Annotated in this window: 22 protein-coding genes; 8 read left to right on the top strand and 14 right to left on the bottom strand. The window is 48.7% G+C overall.

What is annotated here, in order from left to right; translation table 11 throughout:
- Nucleotides 1-8: 8 nt before the first annotated feature.
- A complete protein-coding gene (locus GC130_RS09185) occupies nucleotides 9-1,196 on the bottom strand; it encodes a proline dehydrogenase family protein (RefSeq protein WP_151997987.1) in 1,188 nt (395 codons plus the stop codon).
- An 84-nt stretch (nucleotides 1,197-1,280) separates the two neighbouring features.
- Here GC130_RS09185 and GC130_RS09180 point away from each other — a divergent pair, with 84 nt between their 5' ends.
- A complete protein-coding gene (locus GC130_RS09180) occupies nucleotides 1,281-2,381 on the top strand; it encodes a bifunctional 3-deoxy-7-phosphoheptulonate synthase/chorismate mutase type II (RefSeq protein ID WP_151997986.1) in 1,101 nt (366 codons plus the stop codon).
- Between the two features lie 2 nt (nucleotides 2,382-2,383).
- Complete coding sequence (aroB, locus tag GC130_RS09175) at nucleotides 2,384-3,442, top strand: 3-dehydroquinate synthase (protein ID WP_151997985.1); 1,059 nt, start codon at nucleotides 2,384-2,386, stop codon at nucleotides 3,440-3,442.
- Here aroB and GC130_RS28575 read toward each other — a convergent pair.
- Complete coding sequence (locus tag GC130_RS28575; RefSeq protein ID WP_193217814.1) at nucleotides 3,435-3,605, bottom strand: hypothetical protein; 171 nt, start codon at nucleotides 3,603-3,605, stop codon at nucleotides 3,435-3,437. The two genes, aroB and GC130_RS28575, sit on opposite strands and share 8 nt — an antisense overlap.
- 132 nt (nucleotides 3,606-3,737) lie before the next feature.
- On the opposite strand from GC130_RS28575, the gene aroA reads away from it, so the two are divergent.
- From aroA to katG, 3 genes are all read left to right on the top strand, one after another.
- Nucleotides 3,738-4,967, top strand: coding sequence for a 3-phosphoshikimate 1-carboxyvinyltransferase (aroA, locus tag GC130_RS09170; protein WP_151997984.1), 1,230 nt, complete (start codon nucleotides 3,738-3,740; stop codon nucleotides 4,965-4,967).
- A gap of 3 nt (nucleotides 4,968-4,970) precedes the next feature.
- Nucleotides 4,971-5,381 (top strand): GNAT family N-acetyltransferase, encoded by a 411-nt coding sequence (locus GC130_RS09165; RefSeq protein WP_151997983.1) that lies wholly within the window; start codon nucleotides 4,971-4,973, stop codon nucleotides 5,379-5,381.
- Nucleotides 5,382-5,572: 191 nt separating this feature from the next.
- Nucleotides 5,573-7,783: a catalase/peroxidase HPI gene (gene katG / locus GC130_RS09160; protein ID WP_226940418.1), complete on the top strand. Its 2,211-nt coding sequence runs from the start codon at nucleotides 5,573-5,575 to the stop codon at nucleotides 7,781-7,783.
- 149 nt (nucleotides 7,784-7,932) lie between these two features.
- On the opposite strand, the gene GC130_RS09155 is transcribed toward katG, so the two are convergent.
- The 6 genes from GC130_RS09155 to GC130_RS09130 form a co-directional block, all read right to left on the bottom strand.
- A complete protein-coding gene (locus GC130_RS09155) occupies nucleotides 7,933-8,793 on the bottom strand; it encodes a hypothetical protein (RefSeq protein ID WP_151997982.1) in 861 nt (286 codons plus the stop codon).
- A 224-nt stretch (nucleotides 8,794-9,017) separates the two neighbouring features.
- A complete protein-coding gene (locus GC130_RS09150) occupies nucleotides 9,018-9,887 on the bottom strand; it encodes a DUF5777 family beta-barrel protein (protein ID WP_226940417.1) in 870 nt (289 codons plus the stop codon).
- The gene (locus tag GC130_RS09145; protein ID WP_151997981.1) at nucleotides 9,884-10,438 is read right to left on the bottom strand and encodes a YceI family protein; all 555 of its coding nucleotides are present in this window, start codon (nucleotides 10,436-10,438) and stop codon (nucleotides 9,884-9,886) included. The genes GC130_RS09150 and GC130_RS09145 overlap by 4 nt, the downstream gene beginning before the upstream one ends.
- A gap of 90 nt (nucleotides 10,439-10,528) precedes the next feature.
- A complete protein-coding gene (locus GC130_RS09140; protein WP_151997980.1) occupies nucleotides 10,529-11,323 on the bottom strand; it encodes a hypothetical protein in 795 nt (264 codons plus the stop codon).
- Between the two features lie 256 nt (nucleotides 11,324-11,579).
- Complete coding sequence (locus GC130_RS09135; protein ID WP_151997979.1) at nucleotides 11,580-13,250, bottom strand: alpha/beta fold hydrolase; 1,671 nt, start codon at nucleotides 13,248-13,250, stop codon at nucleotides 11,580-11,582.
- A gap of 554 nt (nucleotides 13,251-13,804) precedes the next feature.
- Nucleotides 13,805-15,103: a Xaa-Pro peptidase family protein gene (locus tag GC130_RS09130; RefSeq protein ID WP_151997978.1), complete on the bottom strand. Its 1,299-nt coding sequence runs from the start codon at nucleotides 15,101-15,103 to the stop codon at nucleotides 13,805-13,807.
- 466 nt (nucleotides 15,104-15,569) lie between these two features.
- Between GC130_RS09130 and GC130_RS09125 the strand changes: the two genes are divergently transcribed.
- Nucleotides 15,570-16,418 (top strand): DUF1080 domain-containing protein, encoded by an 849-nt coding sequence (locus tag GC130_RS09125; protein WP_151997977.1) that lies wholly within the window; start codon nucleotides 15,570-15,572, stop codon nucleotides 16,416-16,418.
- A gap of 242 nt (nucleotides 16,419-16,660) precedes the next feature.
- Here GC130_RS09125 and GC130_RS09120 read toward each other — a convergent pair whose 3' ends face one another.
- Nucleotides 16,661-17,731, bottom strand: a complete 1,071-nt coding sequence (locus GC130_RS09120; RefSeq protein WP_151997976.1) for a M42 family metallopeptidase — start codon at nucleotides 17,729-17,731, stop codon at nucleotides 16,661-16,663.
- A gap of 56 nt (nucleotides 17,732-17,787) precedes the next feature.
- Nucleotides 17,788-19,365, bottom strand: coding sequence for an acyl-CoA carboxylase subunit beta (locus tag GC130_RS09115; protein ID WP_151997975.1), 1,578 nt, complete (start codon nucleotides 19,363-19,365; stop codon nucleotides 17,788-17,790).
- Between the two features lie 158 nt (nucleotides 19,366-19,523).
- On the opposite strand from GC130_RS09115, the gene GC130_RS09110 reads away from it, so the two are divergent.
- Nucleotides 19,524-20,462 carry an exopolyphosphatase gene (locus GC130_RS09110; protein WP_151997974.1) on the top strand — a complete coding sequence of 313 codons (939 nt, stop codon included), beginning with the start codon at nucleotides 19,524-19,526 and terminating at the stop codon, nucleotides 20,460-20,462.
- Between the two features lie 89 nt (nucleotides 20,463-20,551).
- Entirely contained in the window at nucleotides 20,552-21,619 is a 1,068-nt protein-coding gene (locus GC130_RS09105) for an Ldh family oxidoreductase (protein ID WP_151997973.1), read from the top strand.
- Here the strand turns inward: GC130_RS09105 and GC130_RS09100 are convergent.
- The 4 genes from GC130_RS09100 to carA all read right to left on the bottom strand — a co-directional run bounded on the left by GC130_RS09100 (nucleotide 21,616) and on the right by carA (nucleotide 24,960).
- Nucleotides 21,616-22,143, bottom strand: a complete 528-nt coding sequence (locus tag GC130_RS09100) for a hypothetical protein (RefSeq protein WP_151997972.1) — start codon at nucleotides 22,141-22,143, stop codon at nucleotides 21,616-21,618. The genes GC130_RS09105 and GC130_RS09100 overlap by 4 nt on opposite strands.
- 36 nt (nucleotides 22,144-22,179) lie before the next feature.
- Nucleotides 22,180-22,485 (bottom strand): septum formation initiator family protein, encoded by a 306-nt coding sequence (locus GC130_RS09095; RefSeq protein WP_151997971.1) that lies wholly within the window; start codon nucleotides 22,483-22,485, stop codon nucleotides 22,180-22,182.
- An 89-nt stretch (nucleotides 22,486-22,574) separates the two neighbouring features.
- Nucleotides 22,575-23,855: a phosphopyruvate hydratase gene (gene eno, locus GC130_RS09090; protein ID WP_151997970.1), complete on the bottom strand. Its 1,281-nt coding sequence runs from the start codon at nucleotides 23,853-23,855 to the stop codon at nucleotides 22,575-22,577.
- A 7-nt stretch (nucleotides 23,856-23,862) separates the two neighbouring features.
- Nucleotides 23,863-24,960, bottom strand: a complete 1,098-nt coding sequence (carA, locus tag GC130_RS09085; protein WP_151997969.1) for a glutamine-hydrolyzing carbamoyl-phosphate synthase small subunit — start codon at nucleotides 24,958-24,960, stop codon at nucleotides 23,863-23,865.
- Nucleotides 24,961-24,971 lie beyond the last annotated feature (11 nt).

Below are 24,971 nucleotides of genomic sequence, written 5' to 3'. Positions count from 1 at the left end.
GACCAAGCTTATATGGCCGACAATTTCCTACGCTCAATCTCCTTCTTTATAAAGCTAAACTCTCTCCCTGTTTGTCCTGCTACCGACGTATTCTCCTCCGCCCTTCTAATTAGATACGGCATCACCTTTTCCAGCGGCCCATAAGGCACATACTTCGCAACGTTGTAGCCTTCCTTAGATAGCTTGAAAGAAATATTATCGCTCATGCCGTAGAGTTGCGCAAAAAACACTCCCGGATCATCCTTGGCTATGCCATATTGTTGCATCAGCGAGGTGAGCAAGGCGTTCGACTGCTCATTGTGACTGCCCGAGCAGAAAGCAATCCGCTTGTGGTTAGCTGCGCAGAAATCAAGTGCCCTGTTATAGTCAATATCTGTGGCTTGCTTCGTCGGCTGGATTGGATCCTTATAGCCCAGGTCCTCCGCCCGCTCACGCTCGTTCTCCATATAAGCACCACGCACCAGCTTCACTCCAATGTAAAACCCTTCTGCTTTTCCTTTTTCATGCAAAACCACCAGCTTATCGTAGGCGTCCCACCGGTAAAATTGAAAAGTGGTGTAAACGATCACTCGCTCTTTGTTGTATTTCCGCATCATTTCCAGCGCCAACCCGTCTATCACCCCCTGATAAGCATAGTCTTCTGCGTCAATAAATATTCTGACATTCAATTCGTGAGCTTTGCTACAGAGCTCTTCAACCCGACGGTGAATATTGTCAAACGCCTTCTGCTCTTTACCATTCAGTTGTTTGCCATCCTGCGACTTAGTCATCAACTCTTCCGACCCCAACCCCGACACTTTCATCACGGCAAAAGGGATGTGAGCGCTAGTGGCTGCATTCATCACAGTCTGCATTATTTCTTCCTTGTTGGCTTCAAATCCTGCCTCTGTTTTCTCCCCCTCGGCGGAGTAATCGAGTATGGTACCAATGCCTGAAGCACCGAGCTCAGAAATCGTTTGTTTGCACTCCTGGATCGTCTCACCACCACAGAAATGCCCGAAAACAGTACTTTTTATGAGTTTTTTGATGGGCAATTTCATTTTTAGTGCTAATATTACGCCCTGTGTTCCAAAGCGCACCAAAAAGTTACTGTTCATAGCGGCGAATAGCCAATACATCTTCTTCAATTCCCGGTCCGACTTAGAAGCAAAAGCTACTTCGGTATCTTCGAAGGTAAAGGGATGGGTAACGGGCATGGTTAATGTGTTTAATTGGAGTGCAATAATAAGTAAAAGACTAGTTTGATCGTTTTTAGTTTATAAAAAATAAGTGAGGTGGGTATGGAGCTTACTATTGACAAATTTGAATCCTGGTCTCCGGTAAAAGAAAGACCATTGATTATTTCAGGGCCTTGTAGCGCTGAATCAGAAGAGCAACTCATGGACACCTGTACCCAACTGTATAAGGAAGGTATCAGAGTGATGAGAGCTGGTGTGTGGAAGCCAAGAACTCGTCCGGGCGGATTTGAGGGCATAGGCAAAGAAGCCCTTGGCTGGATCCAGAACGTGAAGAAAGAGTTGGGTGTCAAATTTGCTGTTGAAGTAGCCAACCCCGACCACGTAGAAGCTTGTCTTGCTGCTGGCATCGACATCCTTTGGGTAGGTGCACGCTCGACAGTGAACCCCTTCACGGTGCAGGAAATTGCCGACTCTCTTGTAGGCGTTGATGTACCTGTACTGATCAAAAACCCTATCAACCCCGATTTGGCGTTGTGGTTGGGGGCAATCGAAAGAATTAACAAGGCCGGTATCACTAAAATTGGTGCTATCCACCGTGGTTTCTCTTCTTTCCAGAAGACGAAATATCGCAACGTGCCTGCATGGCAGTTCCCTATCGAGCTAAAAAGAGAGTTTCCTGAAATGCCTTTGTTTGGTGATCCCAGCCATATTTGCGGCAACAGAGAAATGCTTCTGGATGTAGCTCAGAAAGGGTTGGACTTGAACTATGACGGCTTGATGATCGAGTCGCACAGAGATCCGGACAACGCATGGAGTGATGCCAAGCAGCAGGTGACGCCTGCCCGCCTGGGTGAAATGGTAAGAGAACTGAAGCCAAAAAGCGCTCATTCAACTGACGCCACTTTCAATCATTTCATGGAGCAAATGCGTGATCAGATTGACAACGCTGACCGTGAAATCCTTGAAGCTTTGGCCAACAGGATGCGCCTGGTAGAGAAAATGGGTGAATTCAAGCGTGACAACAACGTCACTATCTTTCAGGTAGACCGCTGGAATGAAATTTACAAAAGCAGAGCTGAGTGGGGCAAGTCACTTTCCCTTTCTCCTGACTTTGTAGAAGAAACCTACAAGCTGATCCACGTTGCTTCTATCAAGCAGCAAACTGAGATTATGGCGAAAGTACCTGCAGGCGGAGAAAAGTAAAAATGATTCTCGGTAACGTAGAAATAACGAACAACCTCCCCGAGTCATTGGGGAGGTTTTTTTCAGTCCAATCCTATTCAAAGGTGGCTGTGCTGGTTGACGAAAACACCAGGCAGCATTGCTATCCACAAGTAGCGGCTCACCTTCCCGAGCACTCGGTGATTGAAATAAAAAGCGGTGAGGAAGAGAAAACGCTGCGCACTTGTGAGCACATCTGGAACGAGCTTACCAAGCTGGAGTGGGACCGAAAGGCGCTGCTTGTCAACCTTGGCGGGGGCGTGATAGGTGATATGGGTGGCTTCTGCGCTGCCACGTACAAGCGGGGCATCAAATTTCTGAACCTGCCCACTACCCTACTGGCACAAGTAGACGCCAGCGTGGGCGGCAAGCTGGGCATCGACTTCCACGGCCTAAAAAACCACATCGGCGTTTTTCAGGAGCCGGAAAGAGTCATCGTATCTTCTGGCTTTTTGGCTACGCTGCCCGAAAGAGAGCTCAGATCGGGCTTTGCAGAGGTGCTAAAGCACGCCCTGATAGCAGATGCCCGCTACTGGAAAACCCTCACTGCTAAGCCATTTGAAGAGCAGCCCTGGAACGACCATATCCAGCATTCTATTGAAGTCAAAAGCGGTGTGGTGGATAAAGACCCAAAGGAAAATGGGTTGAGAAAAATCCTGAACTTTGGGCATACCATCGGCCATGCTATAGAAACCGCCCTGCTTGATTCCGGCAACAGGTTGCTCCACGGCGAGGCCATTGCTATCGGGATGATTGCTGAAGCCTACCTGTCGACAAAAAAGACAGAACTTCCACAAGGAAGCTACGAAGAGATTACGCAATACCTGCTGGCGACGTATCATCCGGCGCAGGTAAGTGAGGCAACGATTAAAAAAGCCGAAAGCTTGATATTACAGGATAAGAAAAATGAAAAAGCTACCATTAAGGGTAGCTTGTTGAGTGCCATTGGTCAATCAGAATACGATGTGATTATTACTTTAGGGGAAGTTAGGGAAGCCTTGGCTGAGTTCAACTCAGTGGTAAATCTTTCTTCTGCTAAATAAAAAAATGATCGTCTTCGTCTCTCTGTTTCACGGGTGTGGTTTTTGTCGATTTTGATACACGAGCTTTGTTAACCATTCCCTTGATAGGAGTAACGCCGAATACTGTAATTGCACCAATAACTGCACCGGCGAGGATGGAAGTTATGGTTTTTGATCTGTTCATAATGAAAAAGGGTTTAAAGCATTTAATCACAACAACGATGCCAGACTGCCGAAGGTTTTAAAAATTATTTTTAAGTCACTATCATCCAGCTAACATAAAGACAATTAAATCGGGTATTTCCACTAAGCATCCATGAATAAAATTTCAATCAACACCTCCGCCGCTATTCCCGCAGCATCCACCATCAACCTGAGTGCTTCCAAAAGTGAAAGTAACAGGGCCTTGATTATACAGGCACTTTCTGATGAGAAAATTGACCTCAACAACCTTTCTGATGCCCGTGACACCCAAACGATGATGCGCTTACTGGCCTCAAAAGACAAAACGTGGGACGTGTTGGACGCTGGAACAACCATGCGATTTTTAACAGCATTCCTGGCACTAACAGGGGAAAACCAAACAATCACTGGGTCGGAGCGGATGCAACAACGACCCATCAAATTGCTGGTGGACGCCCTGAGAGAACTGGGCGCAAGCATCGATTACCTGAAGAATGACGGCTATCCGCCGCTTAAAGTCTCAAAATTAACTCAGCAAAAAACGGACTCCCTGAAAATACAAGGCAACATCAGCAGCCAGTACATTTCAGCCTTGCTAATGATCGCCCCTATGCTACCTAACGGTCTTACCATCGAACTGGTGGGAGATGTGTTCAGCAGACCCTACATAGAAATGACACTCGGCCTCATGCAGCAGTTTGGGGTAAAGAACGAGTGGAAGGGAAATACCATCGCTATTGCACCACAGAAATACACCGCTAATTCCTATACCATTGAGTCGGACTGGTCGGGTGCAAGCTACTGGCTAAGCATGGTATCGCTGTCTAAAAACAGCAAAGTAAACCTCACGGGGTTAAGGGAAAACTCTTACCAGGGCGACATCCGCATCAGGGAGATCATGCATGGCCTGGGGCTTACCACGAGGTTCAGCGGTAAAGAGTTTCTGATCGAGAAAAAGAACAGCGTTTCCCCCATGGTTATCGACTTTAAGACCTGCCCCGATTTGGCACAGACGGTGATGGTGGTAGCCACAGGACTCAAAAGTCCCATTTCGATGACCGGGCTTGAAAGCCTGCGGATAAAGGAAACGGACAGGCTGGCGGCGATGCAAACCGAATTGGCAAAGTTTGGGGCTACGCTGGTAGAGGAAACGCCTGGTTTTTGGGAATTGGAGCCTCCGACCGCACTTCCTGAAGGTCCTGTAACGATCAGCACCTACGAAGACCACCGCATGGCCATGGCCTTTGCACCTTTGGCTCAAAAAGTGCCTTTGATTATCGAGGAGCCCGAGGTGGTGAATAAGTCTTACCCGGGTTTCTGGGAGGACTGCAAAAAATACGGGCTGGACATCAAAGAACTATAATCCATGGACATCATCTATCAGCAAGAGCAGGATTTAACCGTGAAGGACTTCACGGAGCTGCTTATTAGTTCTACCCTCGGTGAGCGGCGTCCCGTGAACGAGCCTGAGCGCATAGAAGAGATGCTCAGGCATGCCAATCTCACCATTACCGCAAGGCACAATGGAAAACTAGTTGGGGTAAGCCGCAGCCTCACCGACTGGGTATATGCCACCTACCTCAGCGATCTGGCGGTGCACATCGAATACCAGCACAAAGGAATTGGCAAGGAGCTCATCCGCCGGACAAAGATGCTGGCGCCCAAATCTAACGTGATACTGCTGTCGGCTCCAGCTGCTGTCGACTACTATCCAAAGATTGGGATGACGCACCACGCCCATGCTTTTTGGCTGAGGGATTTAAAGGAGATAAGGTAGGCTTTCAAAAGATCAGTAAGCGCCTATTCGCTCGCTCCATTATTTAATCTATCACATTTTCTTCTGATCTACGGCCTATCTACCCTGTGTCTAATGTATAGATTTCAACTATAACCATATAGAAAATATAGATTTATACTATCGATCAGAATGTTGTAGATTTGAATATCGAACAAAATAAATCTATAACTATGGAAAATAAAACACACGCAGGAGGCGCCTACGATGTAAACGGAGCAGAAATGTGCCCGTTTCTGAATGGCGAACTCAATCAAACCGCAGGTGGTGGCACGGCAAATAGTGACTGGTGGCCTAACCAGCTGAAAGTAAACATCCTTCGTCAGCATTCTTCCCTGTCTGATCCGATGGGCGAAGACTTCAACTACGCTGAAGAGTTTAAAAGCCTTGACCTAAAGGCTTTAAAGAAAGACCTCACTGCCCTGATGACCGACTCACAGGACTGGTGGCCTGCTGACTTTGGTCACTACGGCGGTTTATTCATTCGTATGGCATGGCACAGCGCCGGCACATACCGCATTGCCGATGGCCGTGGTGGTGCAGGAGCCGGGCAGCAAAGATTTGCTCCCCTTAATAGCTGGCCTGACAATACCAGTCTGGATAAGGCACGCAGGCTCCTGTGGCCGATCAAGCAAAAGTATGGACGCAAAATCTCCTGGGCCGACCTGATGGTTTTAACCGGCAACGTGGCGCTGGAATCTATGGGCTTCAAAACCTTTGGTTTTGCCGGTGGTCGTGCCGATGTGTGGGAACCAGAGCTGGACGTGTACTGGGGTGCTGAAGACACCTGGTTGGGTGACAAGCGCTACTCAGGCGACAGAGACCTTGAAAACCCACTGGCTGCAGTGCAGATGGGACTGATTTACGTAAACCCTGAGGGGCCAAACGGTAAGCCTGACCCTCTTGCAGCTGCGAAAGATATTCGTGAGACGTTCGGTCGAATGGCAATGAATGACTACGAAACTGTGGCCCTGATTGCAGGTGGTCACACATTTGGCAAAACTCACGGCGCTGGCGATGCAGCTCACGTTGGCCCTGAGCCTGAAGCAGCTGGTATTGAAGAGCAAGGTCTTGGCTGGAGAAGCAGCTACGGCTCAGGTATAGCCGGCGACGCAATTACAAGTGGTTTGGAAGTGATCTGGACAACCACGCCAACCAAGTGGAGCAATAACTTCTTCGAGAACCTGTTTGGCTACGAATGGGAATTGACCAAGAGCCCCGCAGGTGCACACCAGTGGAAGCCTAAGGGTGACGCAGGCGCAGGTACTGTACCCGATCCATTCGATCCATCCAAGCGAAGGTCACCATCAATGCTTACTACCGACTTGGCGTTAAGAGTGGATCCAGCCTACGAAAAGATTTCAAGGAACTTCCTGGAGAACCCTGATGAGTTCGCAGATGCTTTTGCCAAAGCGTGGTTCAAACTTACTCACCGTGACATGGGGCCTCGTGCCCGTTACCTCGGCCCTGAAGTGCCAAAAGAAGAGTTGATTTGGCAAGACCCGATCCCAACTGCGACACACAAACTAGACGACAAGGACATTGCTGCCCTGAAAGCGAAAGTACTTGCTTCAGGACTGTCCGTATCGGAGCTGGTGTCAACTGCCTGGGCTTCTGCTTCCACCTTCCGTGGCTCCGATAAGCGTGGTGGTGCCAATGGAGCACGCATTCGACTTTCACCCCAGAAGAACTGGAAAGTAAACAATCCGGCCCAGCTGGCTAAAGTATTGGGTAAGTTGGAAGAAATCCAAAAGGGCTTCGGTAAGTCAGTATCATTGGCTGACCTCATCGTATTGGCGGGTTGTGCGGGTGTTGAGCAGGCGGCCAAGAACGCTGGACAAACCATCACTGTTCCTTTCACTCCCGGACGTGCTGATGCGTCTGCAGAGCAAACCGACGTGGAAAGCTTTGCAGCACTTGAGCCACAGGCCGATGGGTTCCGTAACTACGTGAAGAAAAAATTCACCATATCTGCAGAAGAGCTACTGATCGACAAAGCCCAGTTGCTAACGCTTACTGCACCAGAAATGACTGTGCTTGTGGGTGGCATGCGTGTGCTTGGCACCAACTTCGACGGATCCAAGCATGGTGTATTTACCAATCGTGTCGGTTCATTGAGCAACGACTTCTTTGTGAACCTGCTCGACATGAGCACTACATGGAAAGCTGTTTCGGCAGATGGGGACGTCTTCGAGGGGCACGATGCTAAAACTGGCAAAGTAAAATATACAGCCACTCGTGCCGACTTGATCTTTGGCTCCAACTCTGAGCTTCGTGCCCTGGCTGAAGTATATGGCTGCGGCGACTCTCAGGGCAAGTTTGTCAAAGACTTTGTGAAAGCCTGGGACAAGGTAATGAACCTCGATCGTTTTGATCTGGCCTAATTATGGCACAACTATTTGAAGTAAAAAGGTGGCCTGGAAACGGGCCACCTTTTTCTATTTATTACAACATCATCTTGCTTATGATAGATGGGCATTTACTACCAATCATACGTTCTAAAAAACTTCCTTACCCAATGTAGTTAGGAAAATTATTCTGCATCTGCTGTATCGGTATTCACAATAGGCCAAACACCTGGCGACGGTACACTAACGCCTTTGGTATCTCCTCTTTCAGTATCCTGACCAAAGTAGTACAATGGCCATCCCTTGTAGGTCAGCTGGCTCTCTCCGAATACATCGATTGAGCCAAAGTCGCTCTTGTCAATCGCTGAAACCACAGCATTGAGGTCTTTGGTATAAACCGGCCAGATCCCATCATTAGAAAAATCGCTGGCAGTAAAAGTATTATCGTCTTTTGAGTCGTTGGTGAAGATATAAAGAGCCCTACCTTCAGCATTCACAAAGAAAGCGGTAGCCCCATCTCCTTCTTCAAAGGCTGATGTGTAGTTCTTTCCGTCATTGCCTACCAGTTGGGCATTTGCCAACATAATCGAATAATCAGGTTTGGCTGCAAAAAAGACACCTCCAGCGCCGTCACCGGCAGTAGCACCTGCCGTTTCAAGCACGCCGTCGCCAGCAGGCGAAAAGTAGTAAAGCGGCCACCCTTTGTAGGTAGTTTGTTTGGAGCCGTTGCTGTGGGTGATCACTGCAAAGTCAGCAGCTTCCAGGCCCGTGCCTATTTGAGGCTCTTTAGCGTAGTATATTGGCCACTTGTCAAGACATCCATTCAGGCAAGCACTGCTGCCTGACACATCTTTTGCAAAAACGTATAAGGTAACACCATCGGTATCTGTCAAAATCTGGCCAAGTGAAGTGTCAGTCGACAGCTGGATCATCGGCGTTGCCTCAGGAGTTGGTTCTCCGCTGTCGTCGCTACAAGCTGTGATGGTTGCCAATACTAGCAACGCTAATAAAAGTTTTGCATTCAATTGTTTTACTAAGTTTTTCATTATTCTTTAATCTGGTTTAAAAATTCGTTTAGCGTTCGATCAAAATTCTTTGCTGCTTGTATGGTTTCTTATTCATGTTGTGCTTATCCGTCAGACAATACTCTTCTGTCTCAAAACCGGGTCTGGTTTCGGGTAGAGTTGGGGCGCACGGGGTTATGAAATATTGAACTGAGGGGCATTTCTCGTCAGCTCAAATCAATTAGTCCGTGTTAATAAACTGGATGCTAGTTCAGTTGAAAAGTTCTTGAGACATTAAAACCGAAGTGAATTTCACCTTTGAAAAAATCGTTGGTCGTTTCTGACACGAAGCCCTTCGGCACCATGGACGTGGCATTGGTAAACTGTAGCTGAAACACATGGCCGCCCGTTTCAATATCGACCCCTACCGCCAGCGCATTCTGTGTGTTTTCATTAAGGTGTTGAAACTGATAGTAGTATTCAGCACAAAGTGCCACCCGTTGAGAAAGCTTGATGCGTCCGCCAACACCCAGCGCTAAGATGTCATTGTTCAGATCCGTTTCGCCAATCAGGTTCCGGTGCACCCAGGTGGGCATCAGCTGGAGCGAAAGGCCGTTGTTAAACTTGCGAGCAAGCAAAAGCTGATGCGAAAAAGCAAGCTTGTCGGTAAACTGCAGATCATACGTCGGATTCTTCAGGGTCTTCAATGCCATAGAGCTCAGCCACGTGGCAGACAGCGGAACACTCCCTTTGCCCGTCGACTGACGAAGCAGACGGTATTTGACAAACCCATCATAGGTCTTTTCAAAAGAGCTCCTGCCAGCTCCCACGTAGAGCCTGTCGTTGACGGCGTACTCCAGCCCTATGCGTACCAGGGCGTTGTCCAGCCCAAAAAGCTCATAGGCTCCACCGTCGATAGTACCAAACCGGTGCGCTATGATAAAATCCATCACACCTTGTTTTCTGGTTTCAATGGAATGACCGTTGATCAGTCTGGTGCCTTTGAAGGTGGCATCCACCAGCGTTTTCTGATCGGCCTGCTCAGCTTCCAGACCAGCCAGAAGATCATCCTGGGCCAGCAGCGGCATAGCCAATGCCAGCGAGATAAGGGTTGAAGTGATCTGCTTTACCATCATTTTGGACGTGTGAAATTAAAAAATGCCTTTACCTCGACTACCTCCGCAATGTTCTTGAACACGATGGTGGGTATCTCGATATCGAAATCAGCCACCGCCAGATTGAAAGCAGTATTAACTTTCAAATCTTTAGAAGAAACTTCAAATTTGACCGTCGTCTTTAGGGGTTTCTTCACTCCATGGATTTCTATTTCCCCATCGGCTTCTACTTCAAAGCTCCCGCTTTTCGAAAAGTCGAGTGCAGCGAAGTTGCTGATGACTCCCTTGAAAGTCGCTCTCGGAAATTTATCCGACTCCACGTAGTTTTCATTGAAGTGTTCCTCCATCAGGCTCTTGTCAAAGTGAAATCCCTTCATGAGCATAGACACTGCCAATGTCCCTTTTTCCAGGTCCATAGCACCCAACACCTCTTTGTTAGTGGCTTCAATGTTTTCGAGCGGCGCTTCAGAAAAGAAGGTGGCGGTTCCGCTGCGATCCACCATCGGGCCCTGCGCCATCGCCAGGCCTGCTGTGATCAAGCCAAGAATGATTGTTAATATTTCACGTTTCATTGTATCTCTGTTTTAAGTCTAAAAATTGGAGTTACCCTGGTTCCCGCAGGTATTCCTTGTTATTTGTTGTCGCTAAAAGTGATTCATCTATCAATTTTGTGGGGCTCCATCATCCACCCAGCAGGCAATAGCATCTTTTTGTGCCTGAGTAAGTGTCGACCCTCTGGGCATTGATCCACTCGCTGTTCTTGCTTTGATGGAGCTGGCCCTGGCTTGAATAGTGGCGAAAGACCTCAGGTCGGGAGAGATGCTGCCGTTGTGGCAACCCGAAACCGCACAGCTGTTTTCAATAATGTTTTTGACAGAATTCTCGTAGCTAACGCCCGCCAACACCTCCACACTCTCGACGATCTCACAACCCAGCTGGTCTGCTATTTTCACGGTATAAGTACCCCTGGTCAGGCCAGAAAAAGTCCTCCCCGTCTGTGGCTGGCCTTCGTTGATACTGTAGAGGTAGGGCTCCACACCCCCAGAGGCTACCACCTCAATTTTTCCCTCTGTTGACCCACATCCCGACTCCTCCACCACAATTTCCTGTAGGTTCACCCCCTCCAGGTTTTGAATCGGAATAGTTACCTCACTTGCACAACCTTTCGCATCAGTCGCTACCACTACATAGTTTCCCGCCTCCAGACTACTAAATACACCATCCGCATTTGTGCCAGCTTCTGACGTATATAAATAAGGAGGCTCACCTCCAGCCGCATTGACCCTGAAGCTCCCAATGGCAGCGCCACATTCAGTCGCTACGCTTTCCAATACGTCTATTTCCACTGGCGACACCGAGCAATCTACCTGTGGTTCAGCCTGCTCCCAGGTGCACGACATTGTGGTGAGAAAAAATAGCACGCTGACCGTGCCACGAATTAATTTTGTTTCCATCATTAAAAAATAGTTTTGCTAGCAACCCCGCCCGGTTTCTAAAAAAGAAGAATAGCCAAACAGTTGCCATTTTTCCTCTTTGCCAACGTATGCCAAAAGCCAGCTGGCAGCACCCAGGAGTAATATTTCTAGTATTATTTGATGACAAAATTAGATATAACCAATAGGGTGCGGCTAGCACAATACCGCCAATTGTGTTAACATTTCCGACATGGGGTATAACAAAACCGACAAAACGTGGTAGTTCCTAAGCTGATAATCAGCGGCTTAGTAGTAAAAGATCGGAGGGGCTTGATCCAAACTCTTTTTTGAAACATTTAGAGAAATAGGACGGATTGGCAAAGCCTGTTTTAAAGGCGGCTTCTGCAATCCCAAACTCACTACCCATGAGCAGCTCCTTCGCACGGTGCAACCGCACAGAAGTAATCAGCTGATTGGGCGACTTATTGGTCACCGCCTTCAGCTTGCGCTGGAGTTGGCGCTCACTGATGCCAATTTCCCGGCAAAGCATTTCCACGCCAAAAAGCTCGTTCTCCAAATGAGTATCGATACTCTGCAGCACGTTTTCCAGGAAGGAATCATTTTTCAACACCTTCTTCGGCGAAATTTGCCCCGCTTTTTCATCAGCACTGAGCGGATCGGTTACACTGAACAGCAGAAACGATTCACCCGAAAGCGTTTCGTACACCGCCTTATACTGCGTGAAACTCACGCCCGCTCCCGATAGCAGGCTTTTCACAGTTTGTGTGACAAGGATCTGGTTGGGTTTTGCCAGCTGGAGCATGGCGTCGACAAAGGCCTCGGTTTCACCGCTGATGAAGTGAGCCTCATCTACAGCCCCTTCTCTGATGTGAATACCAATGGCCAGCTGGGCAGGCATGCTCTGAATGGCATCCACGAGATCGATGCTGCAATGAACGGCCTTGCTTGGCCCTTCAAATATAGCGATGAATGTCTGGCGGTTGTATTGAACCACCTTGCCCCGGTACTGCTCCACAAATTGGCGGATGAGCTCCTCAGGATTGGCATCAACATTTTCCAACGAGATAATACGGGCGGCAACTATAGTGAAAAGCTGCTCCCGATAGTTTCTGATGGGCTTCACCCCTAAGATAAAAGCCCTCATCGTTTCCAGCACCTCTTTAGTATTGCCCACCCAAAAAAGGTGGTCTCTTCCCGTAAACTCCACGAACTTGGCTCCCTGAATACGCTCAGCAATGAACCGTCCCTCCTCAATTTTCACATCAATGTCGTGGGTGCGCTGCATAAGGAGCGTTGGCACTTTGATCGTACCCAAAATATCAATGATATCAACCTGCGTATTCATTTTGGTGAGCACCATCGCTGCGCTCGGGCTGGCGCCGGAGCGGAAGTAGCTGGCCAACCAATCCATAAACACCTTATCGTTGGCTTTGGAAGGGGCGAGCGACTCCAGGCCCATGTCGCCACCGCCCCAGTTGTTTTCGATCATGTCATACACCACCTGGCGCTCCTCGTCGGTGGGTGCCCAGGGATAGTCGGGCGCATAGCGGCGCTTGGCAAACACGCCAAAAGTAATGAGTGAAATGGTGCGGTTGGGGTAGGTAGCAGCAAAGAGGGCCGACACGGAGCCGCCCTCTGAATGTCCAAACAAAACGGCTTTTTGCGACCCAACGGCGTCCATTACGGCACGAATGTCGTCCATCCTTTCTTCCAGTGTGGAAAGCTCCACCACACGGTCCGACAGCCCTGTGCCTCTTTTGTCAAACAAAATGACCCTGGCGATTTTGCCCAGTTCCTGTAGAAAGTCGACCAGCTCAGGGCAGGCCCACATCCAGTCAATGTTAGACACCCATCCCGGAATATAAACCAGGTCGATTGATCCGGAGCCAAAAACCTGGTAAGCAATATTGATACGGCCGCTTTTTGTATACTGAGTAGCTGGCTTCATAACAAATGATACTGTCTGGAATTTTAGTATACAATTATAGCACAAATACCGCCAAGGACAGAGCGTCGCATTTCTTCTTTAAAGCCATAATGAGTCAGACAGAAGCACCCAAACATGACCCATAATTACCTACTGGCCAGTTATCGACGCAAAAAGGGCAGGTTAAATACTAACCTGCCCTGGAGTCTGGTGGTGAAAAAAATACGGAGAAATAGTTAAAAAAATAATTCGATCCACCCACAGGATGGGCTCTTTCTTTAAATAGCTTGTTGCGTTTTTGTGGGTACAAAGGTAGTGGGCAGGCAGATGAGGCAACTACAAAAAATCCGGCGAATCCATTCACTTTTCCGACAACGGTGTGGTAAAAAGCCGACGTGTTGGAAAATTTCCGACGCTAACAACTTAAAGAATAAGTAAGGCTGGCCTTTTAGAAGGGGTTGATCAGATACAAAGCGGCATACTCAGGGTGAATGTGAATAAGCTGCGAAGCGGAAAACGCAACTGTCGTCTTTGCACCTTCCTCAATCGTCTTCATTGGCAGTATGCCTCATCTATCACTTTATCAGCAGCACCCTGGGATTGATCGGATACAGCCATTCGACACCTCTCGCAGTAATAATGGCATCATCTTCCAGCGCCACCCGCAGCTTCTTACCGCCCCACTCGGGCACCTTTGTGTAGGCAAAAAACTCAATCGACAGCAAATTGGAGGGCTTGATCTCATACCCCAACTGCAACGGATTGAAAAAAGCAATGGACGGCCCGATGCCATGGCCCCAGTTGCCTACCGAATGGCAACCAATGATTACATCCGTTTTATCAAGCTCGGTAGGTTTGTTGAACCCTGCCATCTTGTTAAAACCGGCTTTGGTCAGCGCTTCGTAAACGGCATCCTCAGCTTTCTGCGCCGTCACTCCGGGTTTGATGGTTTGTTTTACCACATCCCGTACTTTCACGGCCTGTTCGAAGGCGTTTTGGATGCCAGGAGGTACTCCGGTTTCCCCTTCTTTCAGCACATAGGCCATCCGCTTCATGTCCGTATACATGTTCATGAGCCCCACACCCCAGTCGATGAAAAGTACGTCGCCTCGCTGAATGATGCGGTCGGTGGAAGTGGCGGCAATCCCCTCAGGGCCGGTGACATACACTGAAGGCATGCCAAACGATGACTCCAGGTTGTTTTTGAAAAGCTGCTCCTTCATCCACCAGGCCACATCTTCCAACGTGGTTACGCCCGGAGTGATTACCTCGTTCGACAGGGCCCTTTCTGCAAGGGTGTACGACAGTTCACCGGCCTCACCATAAATCGCTATTTCGCCGGCCACCCGCCTCGACCGGAAGTCGGACGCCAGCTTCTCCGCCGACACAAACCGCTGCTCGAACTTCTTGCCCAGCACTTCAGCTAATTCCAAGTAGCCTGAATGGCTGAGGCCATCGGCCCCACCAATGTTTTTTGACATATTAAGGCCAATCCGCTTAGGATCACGGGCCTCCACAAATGCCTTGAGTTCACTGGCCGACCCGAAGTAATCGTAGGCGCCACCCTCTTCCAGCAGATAGCCGTCAATGCCCAGCACGGATCGCTCGATACGGTCGCTCCCACGATCGGTGAAAATGTAGTAGCCCACACTGCCGACGTAGCCTTCGCCCATATCAGGATACAGCGGATCAAAATTCCCCTCCCGGTTCATGATGATCCACATATCAATATTGTTTTCCCTCATGGCTTCCGGCAGCACCAGGTCAAACTTATCGTTTCGTACCTGGTTCATTTTGCGCCAGCGGCGCATGGCTTCCTGGCTGAAGGCGCTGGTGCTGACAAGCAGCATAAAGAAGGCGAGTAGTATTCTCATGGTTGAATGGCTGTTTACGAGTACGGTGCTAATTAGCAATTTCCGGCGTTTTGCACTACTGAGAAGTGATGTATGGGAGTTGAGGTCGTTAAACAAGGCAAGGCACACTTGAACCCAGCGCTATGCCGATGTCATTCTACACCTGGATGAACAGATAACCACGGCAAGACGCACTCCCATCCACCGCTAGAAACAAGCGAATCTACGGCGAGATTCGTTCCCGTCTACAGCTAAATCCAGGTCGCTCTACAGCAAGTTCAAGATATTCGATGCGCATCAAACAAGTTGTTTGATGCCCATCAAACGGATGAATCTAGCGCTGGAGGGGAACGTGTGGCAGGGAGAAGAGAAAGCCACCTCGTTTGTTTAATATACGAAAAACAGGCTGTAAAGGGTATGCTCTTAGCAACTCAAAGAAAAAACCGATATTGTAGGTAAGTTCAACAGCTCACAACGCCATCTTACCATGATCAAACTCGTACCTACACTTTCGCTGGTTGTTTTCATTATCCTATTCAGCTGCCAAAGCTCTTCTGAAAAACAGGATTGGCAAATCCTGTTCAATGGGGAAGACCTGACCGGCTGGGACACCTACCTGGGCCAGGAATGGACACAGGTCAATGATTCTACGTTTCGACCGGCCGGTGAACCAGTGGGCCTGAATAAAGACCCTAAAGGAATCTTCAGCGTGGCAAAAGTTGATCAGCAAAGCACCATTCGTATCTCAGGCGAGCAGTGGGGTGGCATTTCGACCACCAGCGAATTCAGTAACTACCACCTGAAGCTACAGTTCAAATGGGGAGAGGCCAAACACCGGCCGAAGGACAACAGCAAAAGAGACAGCGGCTTGCTGTACCATGCTGTAGGAGCACATGGGGCCGATGGCGGCTTCTGGATGCGCTCGCAGGAGTTTCAGGTGCAGGAAGGTGACACTGGCGACTACTGGGGTGTGGCTGGCGGCGTGATGGACGTGCCTACCCACCAAGACGGCGACAACTATGTTTATGATGCCACTGCCGCCATGCGTGTCTTTAGCGAAAAAAGTGATGTAGGCCGCCATGCCACCAAGTTCCCTGATGGTGAAAAGCCAACTGGCGAATGGAATACGCTGGAGTTGATTTGTTTCGGCGACACTGCCATCCATATCGTGAATGGCCAGGTGGTGATGGCGCTGTACAACTCCCGCCAGCTTACTGACGCTGGCGAACAGCCACTGAAGAAGGGAAAGATTCAACTCCAGTCGGAAGGCGCAGAGCTGTTTTACAAAGACATCATGATCAAGCCGATCAGCGAGGTGCCTGAAGGGGTCTTGTGAAAAATTAAAGAGGTTACTATCTGCGCTCATGCATATAGTAACCTCTTTAATTGTTAGCACGTCAATCGTCCTCGTTTGCAACGAGGACGGGCGGGATTTGCGTTTCTAACGAATCAAACAACGGTCTTCTTTTCTTCCTGATTTTATGCACTACAAGTGCATGTCTCGCTCACCCTCGTTTCAAACGAGGGTGATTAAAGAGGTTACTCTCTGCTAATCGCAGTTAGCAACCTCTTTAACTATTACTTGATATACCTGAAGTCATGCCCGGCTGGTAGCTGCACAAGAAAATCGTGCATCAGCTTGATCACGTTTTCCACGTCATCTTTGTGAGCCGTTTCTACCGTGGTGTGCATGTACTTAAGTGGCAGAGAAATAAGCGCTGACGCCACACCTTCTGCCGAGTAGGCAAATGCATCGGTGTCAGTACCTGTCGCCCTGCTGGCTGAGGCCCGCTGGAAGGCAATCTTGTTTTTATCTGCCACATCAATCACCATCTTCAGCAGGTTGTTCTGCACGGCCGGCCCATAAGTCAACACTGGTCCCTTGCCCGCTTTCAGGTCACCCTGTTGTTTCTTGTCGTACATGGGAGCATGCGTGTCGTGGCACACGTCAGTGATAATGGCCACGTCCGGCTTGATCCGCCTGGAAATCATTTCAGCGCCTCTCAGGCCAATCTCTTCCTGCACAGAGTTCACAACATACAAGCCAAACGGCAACTTCACTTTCGATTCAGCAATTCTCCTGGCTGTTTCTGCAATCATAAAGCCGCCCACTCTATTGTCGAGTGCTCTGCCACACAGGTAATGCTCACCCAGCTCGATCAACTCATCTTCGAACGTCATTACGCTGCCTACATGAACACCCACCTTTTCCACTTCGTCTTTTGAAGTAGCTCCAATGTCTACAAAGATGTTTTTCAGCGTCGGGCTTTCTTCTTTCGCTGAGTCTCTTACGTGGATCGCAGGCCAGCCAAACACCCCTTTTACAATCCCTTTGTCGGTATGAATGTTGACTCTTTTGGAAGGCGCAATCTGATGATCGGAACCACCGTTTCTTCTCACGTAAATATAACCATCGTCGGTAATGTAATTAACAAACCAGGAGATCTCATCGGCATGCGCCTCAATCACCACTTTATAAGGTGCATCGGGGTTAATCACCCCTACTACAGTTCCGTAGGTATCGGAGATGTAGGTGTCGATATACGGCTTCATGTATTCCAGCCATATCTGCTGACCCGACGACTCGAAACCTGTGGGCGATGCATTATTTAAATATTTGAATAGAAAATCTCTGCTCTTCTTGTCCATTGTCAATTGCTTATCTCTTGTTTGTGTTATTTATATCCAGCGACCATTTATGCATTCTAAAGCGGAATATTGCCGTGCTTCTTTCTTGGAAGTGTGTCTACCTTGTTCTTCAGCATCTCAAAGGCCTTCATGACCTTCACACGGGTGTTGTGCGGCATGATCACTTCATCGATATAGCCTCTTGCTGTAGCCTCGTAAGGATTCGCAAACCTGTTGGTGTATTCCGCCACTTTCTCGTCGAGTTTGGCAGCAGAATCCGATGCTTTGGCAATTTCACCTTTAAAAATGATCTCCGCCGCTCCCTTTGCCCCCATCACGGCTATTTCGGCCGTCGGCCAGGCAAAGTTCATATCGGCACCAATGTGCTTACTGTTCATCACATCATAAGCGCCACCGTAAGCCTTCCGGGTGATGACCGTTACCCGTGGCACCGTTGCCTCCGAAAACGCATACAGCAGCTTGGCTCCATGGTTGATGATGCCATGCCACTCCTGGTCAGTGCCTGGCAAAAATCCTGGAACGTCAACCAGCACCAGCAAGGGAATATTGAAGCTGTCGCAAAACCGAACAAACCTGGCTGCTTTTGTCGAGGAGTTGATGTCAAGTACCCCAGCCAGCGAGGCAGGCTGGTTGCCTACAACGCCAATGCTGCGGCCACCAATTCTGGCAAAGCCAACAATGATGTTTTCCGCATAGTTTTTATGCACTTCCATAAAGCTGCCCTCGTCGGCTATTTCGGCCACCACTTCACGCATGTCGTAAGGCTGGTTGGGGTTGTTGGGAAGCACCTTATCGAGGGCAGGTCGCTTCTCATCGGAGGGCTGGTAGCTCACGGCCGGAGCCTCATCCTCACAGTTTTGAGGCATGTACGACAGCAGCTGCTTGATATTGTTGATGCATTCTACCTCGTTGGTACAGGAGAAATGCGTCACGCCGCTTTTGGTTGAATGGGTGCTTGCGCCGCCAAGCTCTTCAGACGTCACATCTTCCTGGGTCACCGTCTTCACCACGTTAGGGCCGGTCACGAACATATAGGACGTGTCCTCCACCATCAAAATGAAGTCGGTGATGGCAGGCGAATACACCGCACCGCCAGCACAGGGGCCCATGATGGCCGAAATCTGTGGTACCACGCCAGAAGCCCTTGTGTTTCGGTAGAAAATATCCGCATAACCTGCGAGCGACACCACCCCTTCCTGTATCCTGGCGCCGCCTGAGTCGTTCAGACCAATGACCGGTGCTCCGTTTTTCATAGCCAGGTCCATGATCTTTACGATTTTCTCAGCAAACGTTTCAGAAAGGGAACCGCCAAACACTGTGAAGTCCTGGCTGAATACGTACACCAGCCTGCCATTTACATTGCCATACCCAGTGACAACCCCGTCACCGAGGTATTTCTCTTTATCAAGCCCAAAATCTGAAGATCGGTGCACCACCAGCTTGCCGATCTCTTCAAAAGTTCCTTCGTCCACCAGCAGCTCAATTCTTTCCCGGGCAGTCAGCTTTCCCTTTTCATGCTGCCTGGCTATCCTGCCTTCACCCCCGCCCAGCAAGGCCTGCTCGTTCAACTTCTGAAGTTTGTCAAATTTTTCGCTGGTGGTAGCTAAATGATTTTTGGGCGGCCGCTGTTCCATTATATCGGGGTTAATTGCCAAATATATTGTGGAATACGCTAAAAACGAACTCAAACGAACGGTATATACCTCGGCGGTTAAATTTTGACGGTATATGCTTAGTGGTATGATAAAGTGTTATCTTGCGCCAATTTTTAGCACAGCCGAGGGACTAAATCATGAAAGTCGGAATCATTGACATGGGTACGAATACCTTTCACCTGCTCGTTGCGGAAGTGAGAGATCATGATTTCACCATCCTTTTTAAAGAGAAGCTGCTGGTAAGAATTGGCGAAGGTGGCATTTCACATGGTCTGATCACTGAGGAAGCTACACAAAGAGCCTTGAAAGCGCTGCAGAGGTTCCACGAAGTGCTAAAGGCTGAAAAAGTGGATGAGGTTTTTGCCACAGCCACCAGCGCCATCCGAAACGCAAAGAACGGTGTGGAGTTTGCTGAAAGGGTTCAGCGTGAATTGGGCATCGAAGTCAGGATTATCTCCGGGGACGAAGAGGCCGAAACGATCTACTACGGTGTCAAAAAGGCTATTCCTATGACAGATGAGCCTGTGCTCATCATGGACATCGGTGGTGGCAGCATTGAGTTCATTATCGGCAACCAATCGGAAATCTTCTGGAAGAGGAGCTTCGAAATAGGTGGGCAGCGCCTCATCGACCAGTTTCACAGCCACGACCCCATTTTACCAGAAGAAGTCATCAATCTGCAAAGCTATCTGGCCATGAATCTGGAGCCACTCTTCGAGGCGTGTAAGGTCTACAAACCACAAACGCTGGTGGGCTCATCGGGCACCTTCGATACATTGAGCGATATTTATATGCTCGATAATAAAATCGAAAAGAATCCACTTGGCACCGAATTTCCCTTTACGTTGGACGCATTCGAGGGTATTTATGAGAAAATGATCGCTTTGAACAGGCAAGAAAGAATGAGCGTGCCTGGTATGATTGAAATGCGGGTGGACATGATTGTGGTGGCGAGCATCCTTATTCACTTTGTCAATCAAAAGCTCGACATCAAAAATATCCGGGTTTCTGCCTACGCTTTGAAAGAAGGTGTCCTCTTAAAGACCATCCATTCGCTCTACAAAAAGAAGGTTTAACCCCTTAGAAATTTCTTGGTCAAATATTCTGTTTCTGATTGGGTAGCACCTCTTCTATCTCTATTTTTACCCCTCAGAAATCGGACCTCATGTTTACATATCAGCATTTACTTTCCTTCACAGAAAACATACTTCTTGCCATCGGGCATTCTAAGAAAGACGCCACCCTCGGCGCCAAAGTACTCCTCAGTGCCGACCTCAGAGGAGTTGACTCCCATGGCGTAGCCCGTCTTTCAGGCTATGTGAGGCTCTGGGAAGCGAAAAGAGTCAATGCCAAACCAAACATCAGGATTGTGCACGAAACACCTTCAACAGCAGTTGTGGACGGTGACGGCGGCCTGGGTTTGGTAGTGGCACCCTATGCCATGAAAGTGGCTATTGAAAAAGCAGAGAAAGTCGGCACCGGCTGGGTTTCGGTGAAAGGATCCAACCATTTTGGCATTGCCGGCTATCATAGCATGATGGCACTGGAAAAAGACATGATTGGCATTTCAATGACCAATGCCAGCCCGCTGGTTGCTCCAACATTTAGCACTACCAGGCTGCTGGGCACCAACCCAATTTCGGTGGCCATTCCCGCCAAAACGCAACCGCCATTTGTTGCCGACATGGCCACTACCACCGCTGCCAACGGCAAGCTGGAAATTCTGCAAAGAAAGAACCTTGAGGCCCCTCTCGGCTGGGTGCAGGAAAAAGACGGAACCCCCACCACTAACGCCAATGGTGTGAAAGACGGCGGTGCGCTGCTTCCACTCGGGGGCGACAGGGAACACGGTTCGCACAAGGGCTACTCGCTGGGTGCCATCGTCGATATATTCTCGGCTGTGCTGTCAGGTGCCAACTACGGCCCCTGGGTGCCTCCGTTTGTGGCCTTCCTCTCCCCTCCTGCCGATCCTGTGGGCGAAGGTATCGGGCACTTCTTTGGCGCCATGCGGGTGGACGCTTTCCGTCCGGCTGACGAGTTTAAGGAGCACATGGACAACTGGATCAGCACGTTCAGAAAGGCGGAAACGGTAAAAGGTCAGGAAAAAGTGTTGATACCCGGCGACCCGGAAAGAGAAATGGAAAAGGAAAGAATGGAAAGTGGTATTCCTCTTCTGCCTCCAGTAGAGAAAGATTTAAGAGAGCTGGGCGATAAACTTGGTGTGGCTTTTTAGAAGGTAAAGCCTACCCTTAACACTATAGGGCTGTTATAGGGAGATCGAATGTCGTCGTATAGCAGATTGTATAGAGCACTTATCATAAAGCCGCCGCCACTTCTACCTATTGGTTGAAAAAGCCCACCACCTGCAAACAAACCAGGCACCCATTCCCTTCTTGTTTCGGTGCCTGAATTAAAGAACTCGATGCTGAGATTTTCAAATTCTCCGTGGACGAAAAATTGTCTCCCGATATTCCTCCTTACGAAGGTGCGCCAGCCATAGGTTGAAAAGGAATCATCATAGCTCTTGTACTTGAGATATTGATAAGTAACACCAACGCCAGCCGAAAGCTTTGGCGTAATCATATAGCCTGCCAGCGGAGAAAGATCGACAAACGTTACAGAGCCAAACTGAGCTCCAAAGTTGCCTCCAAGGTACACCCTGTCAAAAAAACTACTGTTCTCCTGATCGTAGTCTTTCTGCGCAAACGATGAAAACGAAATGAAAAATAGGATGAAAGCTGCAACTAATGATTTCATACGGTAAACAACGTTGTATTTCGTAATAACACCTGTCTACTCTTCTGCCACTATGATGTATAAGTCCTCCGTGGGCTTTTTCATCATGTAGCGCTCTCTGGCAAACTTCTCAAGCAGGTCACTATCGCTTAGCAGCTCGTGCCGGTCTTGCCGTACCTCTTCAATTTTCTCCAGATAATACTCCTTCTGAGCCTCCAGATCACTCAACTTCCGGCTTAGGCGCAGTTGCGTAAAAACATCGTTGGAGTCCAGGAAAAGCATCCAGATAAGGAAAAAGAAGGTAAAGAGGAAATAGAAGTTCCTCGTGTAGGGGGGCAGATTCTTGAAAAACCTCGAAATCATACTGGAAATGTAGTCTATTTCCCAAAAATAAAAAAATCCCGGCAACATGCGAAGCGCACGACAGCCGGGATTTCACAAAATGATCTTAATTACTTTTTAACAGGGAAATAAGCTGTTTCTCCCAATTCCTCTTCGATCCTAAGCAACTGATTGTACTTAGCCATCCTGTCGGAGCGTGAAAGAGAACCAGTCTTGATTTGTCCAGCGTTAGTAGCCACGGCAATATCAGCAATGGTAGCATCTTCCGTTTCACCTGAACGGTGAGAAATCACAGCCGTCCAGCCAGCTTTGTGTGCCATTTCAATAGCAGCAAGCGTCTCGGTCAAAGAACCGATTTGGTTTACTTTGATAAGAATGGAGTTACCACACTTCTCGTTGATCGCTCTTTCAAGGAACTTCACGTTGGTCACCAAAAGGTCGTCACCAACGATCTGGCACTTGTGTCCGATTTTCTCGGTCAAAAGTCTCCAGCCTTCCCAGTCGTTTTCAGCACAACCGTCTTCTATGCTGTCAACAGGATATTTCTCTACAAGCTCTGCAAGGTATTCAACCTGCTCAGCGGTTGTTCTTACTTTGCCAGTATCACCTTCAAATTTCTTGTAGTTGTATTTGCCGTCTTCATAGAATTCAGAAGCAGCGCAGTCAAACGCAATCATTACGTCTTTTCCAGCTTTGTATCCTGCCTTCTCAATCGCCTTCAAAATATCAGCAAGTCCTTCTTCTGTTCCACCTGAAAGGTTGGGAGCAAACCCACCTTCGTCTCCTACAGCAGTGCTCAATCCTTTGTCGTGAAGAATCTTCTTAAGGGCATGGAAAATCTCAGCACCCATTCTCAGCGCATCGCTATAAGTAGGGGCCCCTACAGGGCGAATCATAAATTCCTGGAATGCGATGGGCGCATCTGAGTGAGAACCACCATTGATGATGTTCATCATTGGCACAGGCAACGTGCTTGCGTTAGGTCCGCCTAGGTATCTGAACAGAGACTGTCCTGACTCTTGTGCTGCTGCCTTAGCAACTGCCAGAGAAACACCAAGAATAGCGTTGGCACCTAACTTTCCTTTGTTCGGCGTGCCATCAAGCTCAATCATTATCTTATCGATAAGCTTCTGATCGAAAACACTAAGGCCAATCAGTTCGCCGGCTATTTTCTCGTTCACGTTTTCAACAGCCTTGAGCACACCTTTTCCAAGATATTTCGACTTATCACCGTCTCTAAGCTCAACAGCTTCGTGCGTACCTGTAGAAGCACCAGACGGCACCGCCGCTCTGCCCATAATTCCATTTTCAGTGTAGACATCTACCTCAATAGTAGGATTGCCCCTGGAGTCAAGAATCTGCCTTGCGTGAATTCCTTCAATTAAACTCATTATGTTTTTAGTTTAGATGTTCAACGAACTGATCAAATAAATACCTGGAGTCGTGCGGCCCCGGAGAAGATTCCGGATGGTACTGCACAGAAAATACTTTCTTGCCCTTCAATTTCATGCCCGCCACCGAACTGTCGTTCAAATGCATGTGCGTTAGTTCAGCAACGGAAGAGCTTTTCAGCTCGTCCATGTTTACTGCAAACCCATGGTTTTGCGACGTAATCTCGCTCTTCCCCGACACCAGATTCTTCACAGGGTGATTAAGTCCTCTGTGGCCATGGTGCATCTTAAAGGTGCTGATACCACAAGCAAGCGCTAAAATCTGATGACCAAGACATATACCGAACAACGGTTTGTCCGCTGCAAGAATTTCCTTTACTGTGGTGACGGCGTAATCCATCACTGATGGGTCACCAGGGCCGTTTGAAATGAAGTACCCTGTTGGCTTCCATGCCTCCATTTCTTTGAAGGTGGTTTGCGCCGGAAACACTTTACAATATATGCCCCGGGCTGCCATGTTCTTGAGAATCGATTGCTTAATACCAAGATCAAGCACCGCCACTTTCATTTTGTTATTTTCGTCACCGTAGGTATATGCCTCCTTTGTGGTCACTTTAGAAGACAGCTCAAGCTTGTCCATTGACGGCACTTGCTTAAGCTTAGCCATCAACTCCGTTTTGTCAAAAATCTCGGAAGAGATAATTGCGTTCATCGCTCCTTTGCTCCTTATGTGCCTTACGAGGCTCCGGCTATCAAGCCCAGAAATACCGACTGTATTGTGTTTGATAAAATAGTCGTTGAGGCTCGAGTCAGCCGTTTTTCGGCTAAACAACTTCGAAAACTCATTCACAACCACACCGCTGATTTTAGGTGTAGCCGATTCCTGCTCATCCGCATTCACTCCATAGTTCCCAATGTGAGAAGTGGTGTTCACCACAATCTGGCCGAAGTATGACGGATCAGTATAAATCTCCTGATAGCCGGTCATCCCTGTGTTAAAGCAAATCTCCCCTCCGCTCGTTCCAATTTTACCGATAGCGTCGCCCTCGTACAAGGTTCCGTCTTCCAGAAGTAAAACAGCACGTGGATTCGGTGTGTATTTCATGTGTATGCAGC

The sequence above is a fragment of the Imperialibacter sp. EC-SDR9 genome, from assembly GCF_902498805.1.
Lineage (GTDB): Bacteria > Bacteroidota > Bacteroidia > Cytophagales > Cyclobacteriaceae > Imperialibacter.
This window is presented reverse-complemented; position numbering and strand designations above follow the sequence as displayed.

What these genes read in the sequence shown, in the direction of transcription:
- GC130_RS09185 (WP_151997987.1), bottom strand. Translation starts at nt 1,196, where the DNA reads ATGCCCGTTACCCATCCCTTTACCTTCGAAGATACCGAAGTAGCTTTT.
- GC130_RS09180 (WP_151997986.1), top strand. Translation starts at nt 1,281, where the DNA reads ATGGAGCTTACTATTGACAAATTTGAATCCTGGTCTCCGGTAAAAGAA.
- aroB (WP_151997985.1), top strand. Translation starts at nt 2,384, where the DNA reads ATGATTCTCGGTAACGTAGAAATAACGAACAACCTCCCCGAGTCATTG.
- GC130_RS28575 (WP_193217814.1), bottom strand. Translation starts at nt 3,605, where the DNA reads ATGAACAGATCAAAAACCATAACTTCCATCCTCGCCGGTGCAGTTATT.
- aroA (WP_151997984.1), top strand. Translation starts at nt 3,738, where the DNA reads ATGAATAAAATTTCAATCAACACCTCCGCCGCTATTCCCGCAGCATCC.
- GC130_RS09165 (WP_151997983.1), top strand. Translation starts at nt 4,971, where the DNA reads ATGGACATCATCTATCAGCAAGAGCAGGATTTAACCGTGAAGGACTTC.
- katG (WP_226940418.1), top strand. Translation starts at nt 5,573, where the DNA reads ATGGAAAATAAAACACACGCAGGAGGCGCCTACGATGTAAACGGAGCA.
- GC130_RS09155 (WP_151997982.1), bottom strand. Translation starts at nt 8,793, where the DNA reads ATGAAAAACTTAGTAAAACAATTGAATGCAAAACTTTTATTAGCGTTG.
- GC130_RS09150 (WP_226940417.1), bottom strand. Translation starts at nt 9,887, where the DNA reads ATGATGGTAAAGCAGATCACTTCAACCCTTATCTCGCTGGCATTGGCT.
- GC130_RS09145 (WP_151997981.1), bottom strand. Translation starts at nt 10,438, where the DNA reads ATGAAACGTGAAATATTAACAATCATTCTTGGCTTGATCACAGCAGGC.
- GC130_RS09140 (WP_151997980.1), bottom strand. Translation starts at nt 11,323, where the DNA reads ATGATGGAAACAAAATTAATTCGTGGCACGGTCAGCGTGCTATTTTTT.
- GC130_RS09135 (WP_151997979.1), bottom strand. Translation starts at nt 13,250, where the DNA reads ATGAAGCCAGCTACTCAGTATACAAAAAGCGGCCGTATCAATATTGCT.
- GC130_RS09130 (WP_151997978.1), bottom strand. Translation starts at nt 15,103, where the DNA reads ATGAGAATACTACTCGCCTTCTTTATGCTGCTTGTCAGCACCAGCGCC.
- GC130_RS09125 (WP_151997977.1), top strand. Translation starts at nt 15,570, where the DNA reads ATGATCAAACTCGTACCTACACTTTCGCTGGTTGTTTTCATTATCCTA.
- GC130_RS09120 (WP_151997976.1), bottom strand. Translation starts at nt 17,731, where the DNA reads ATGGACAAGAAGAGCAGAGATTTTCTATTCAAATATTTAAATAATGCA.
- GC130_RS09115 (WP_151997975.1), bottom strand. Translation starts at nt 19,365, where the DNA reads ATGGAACAGCGGCCGCCCAAAAATCATTTAGCTACCACCAGCGAAAAA.
- GC130_RS09110 (WP_151997974.1), top strand. Translation starts at nt 19,524, where the DNA reads ATGAAAGTCGGAATCATTGACATGGGTACGAATACCTTTCACCTGCTC.
- GC130_RS09105 (WP_151997973.1), top strand. Translation starts at nt 20,552, where the DNA reads ATGTTTACATATCAGCATTTACTTTCCTTCACAGAAAACATACTTCTT.
- GC130_RS09100 (WP_151997972.1), bottom strand. Translation starts at nt 22,143, where the DNA reads ATGAAATCATTAGTTGCAGCTTTCATCCTATTTTTCATTTCGTTTTCA.
- GC130_RS09095 (WP_151997971.1), bottom strand. Translation starts at nt 22,485, where the DNA reads ATGATTTCGAGGTTTTTCAAGAATCTGCCCCCCTACACGAGGAACTTC.
- eno (WP_151997970.1), bottom strand. Translation starts at nt 23,855, where the DNA reads ATGAGTTTAATTGAAGGAATTCACGCAAGGCAGATTCTTGACTCCAGG.
- carA (WP_151997969.1), bottom strand. Translation starts at nt 24,960, where the DNA reads ATGAAATACACACCGAATCCACGTGCTGTTTTACTTCTGGAAGACGGA.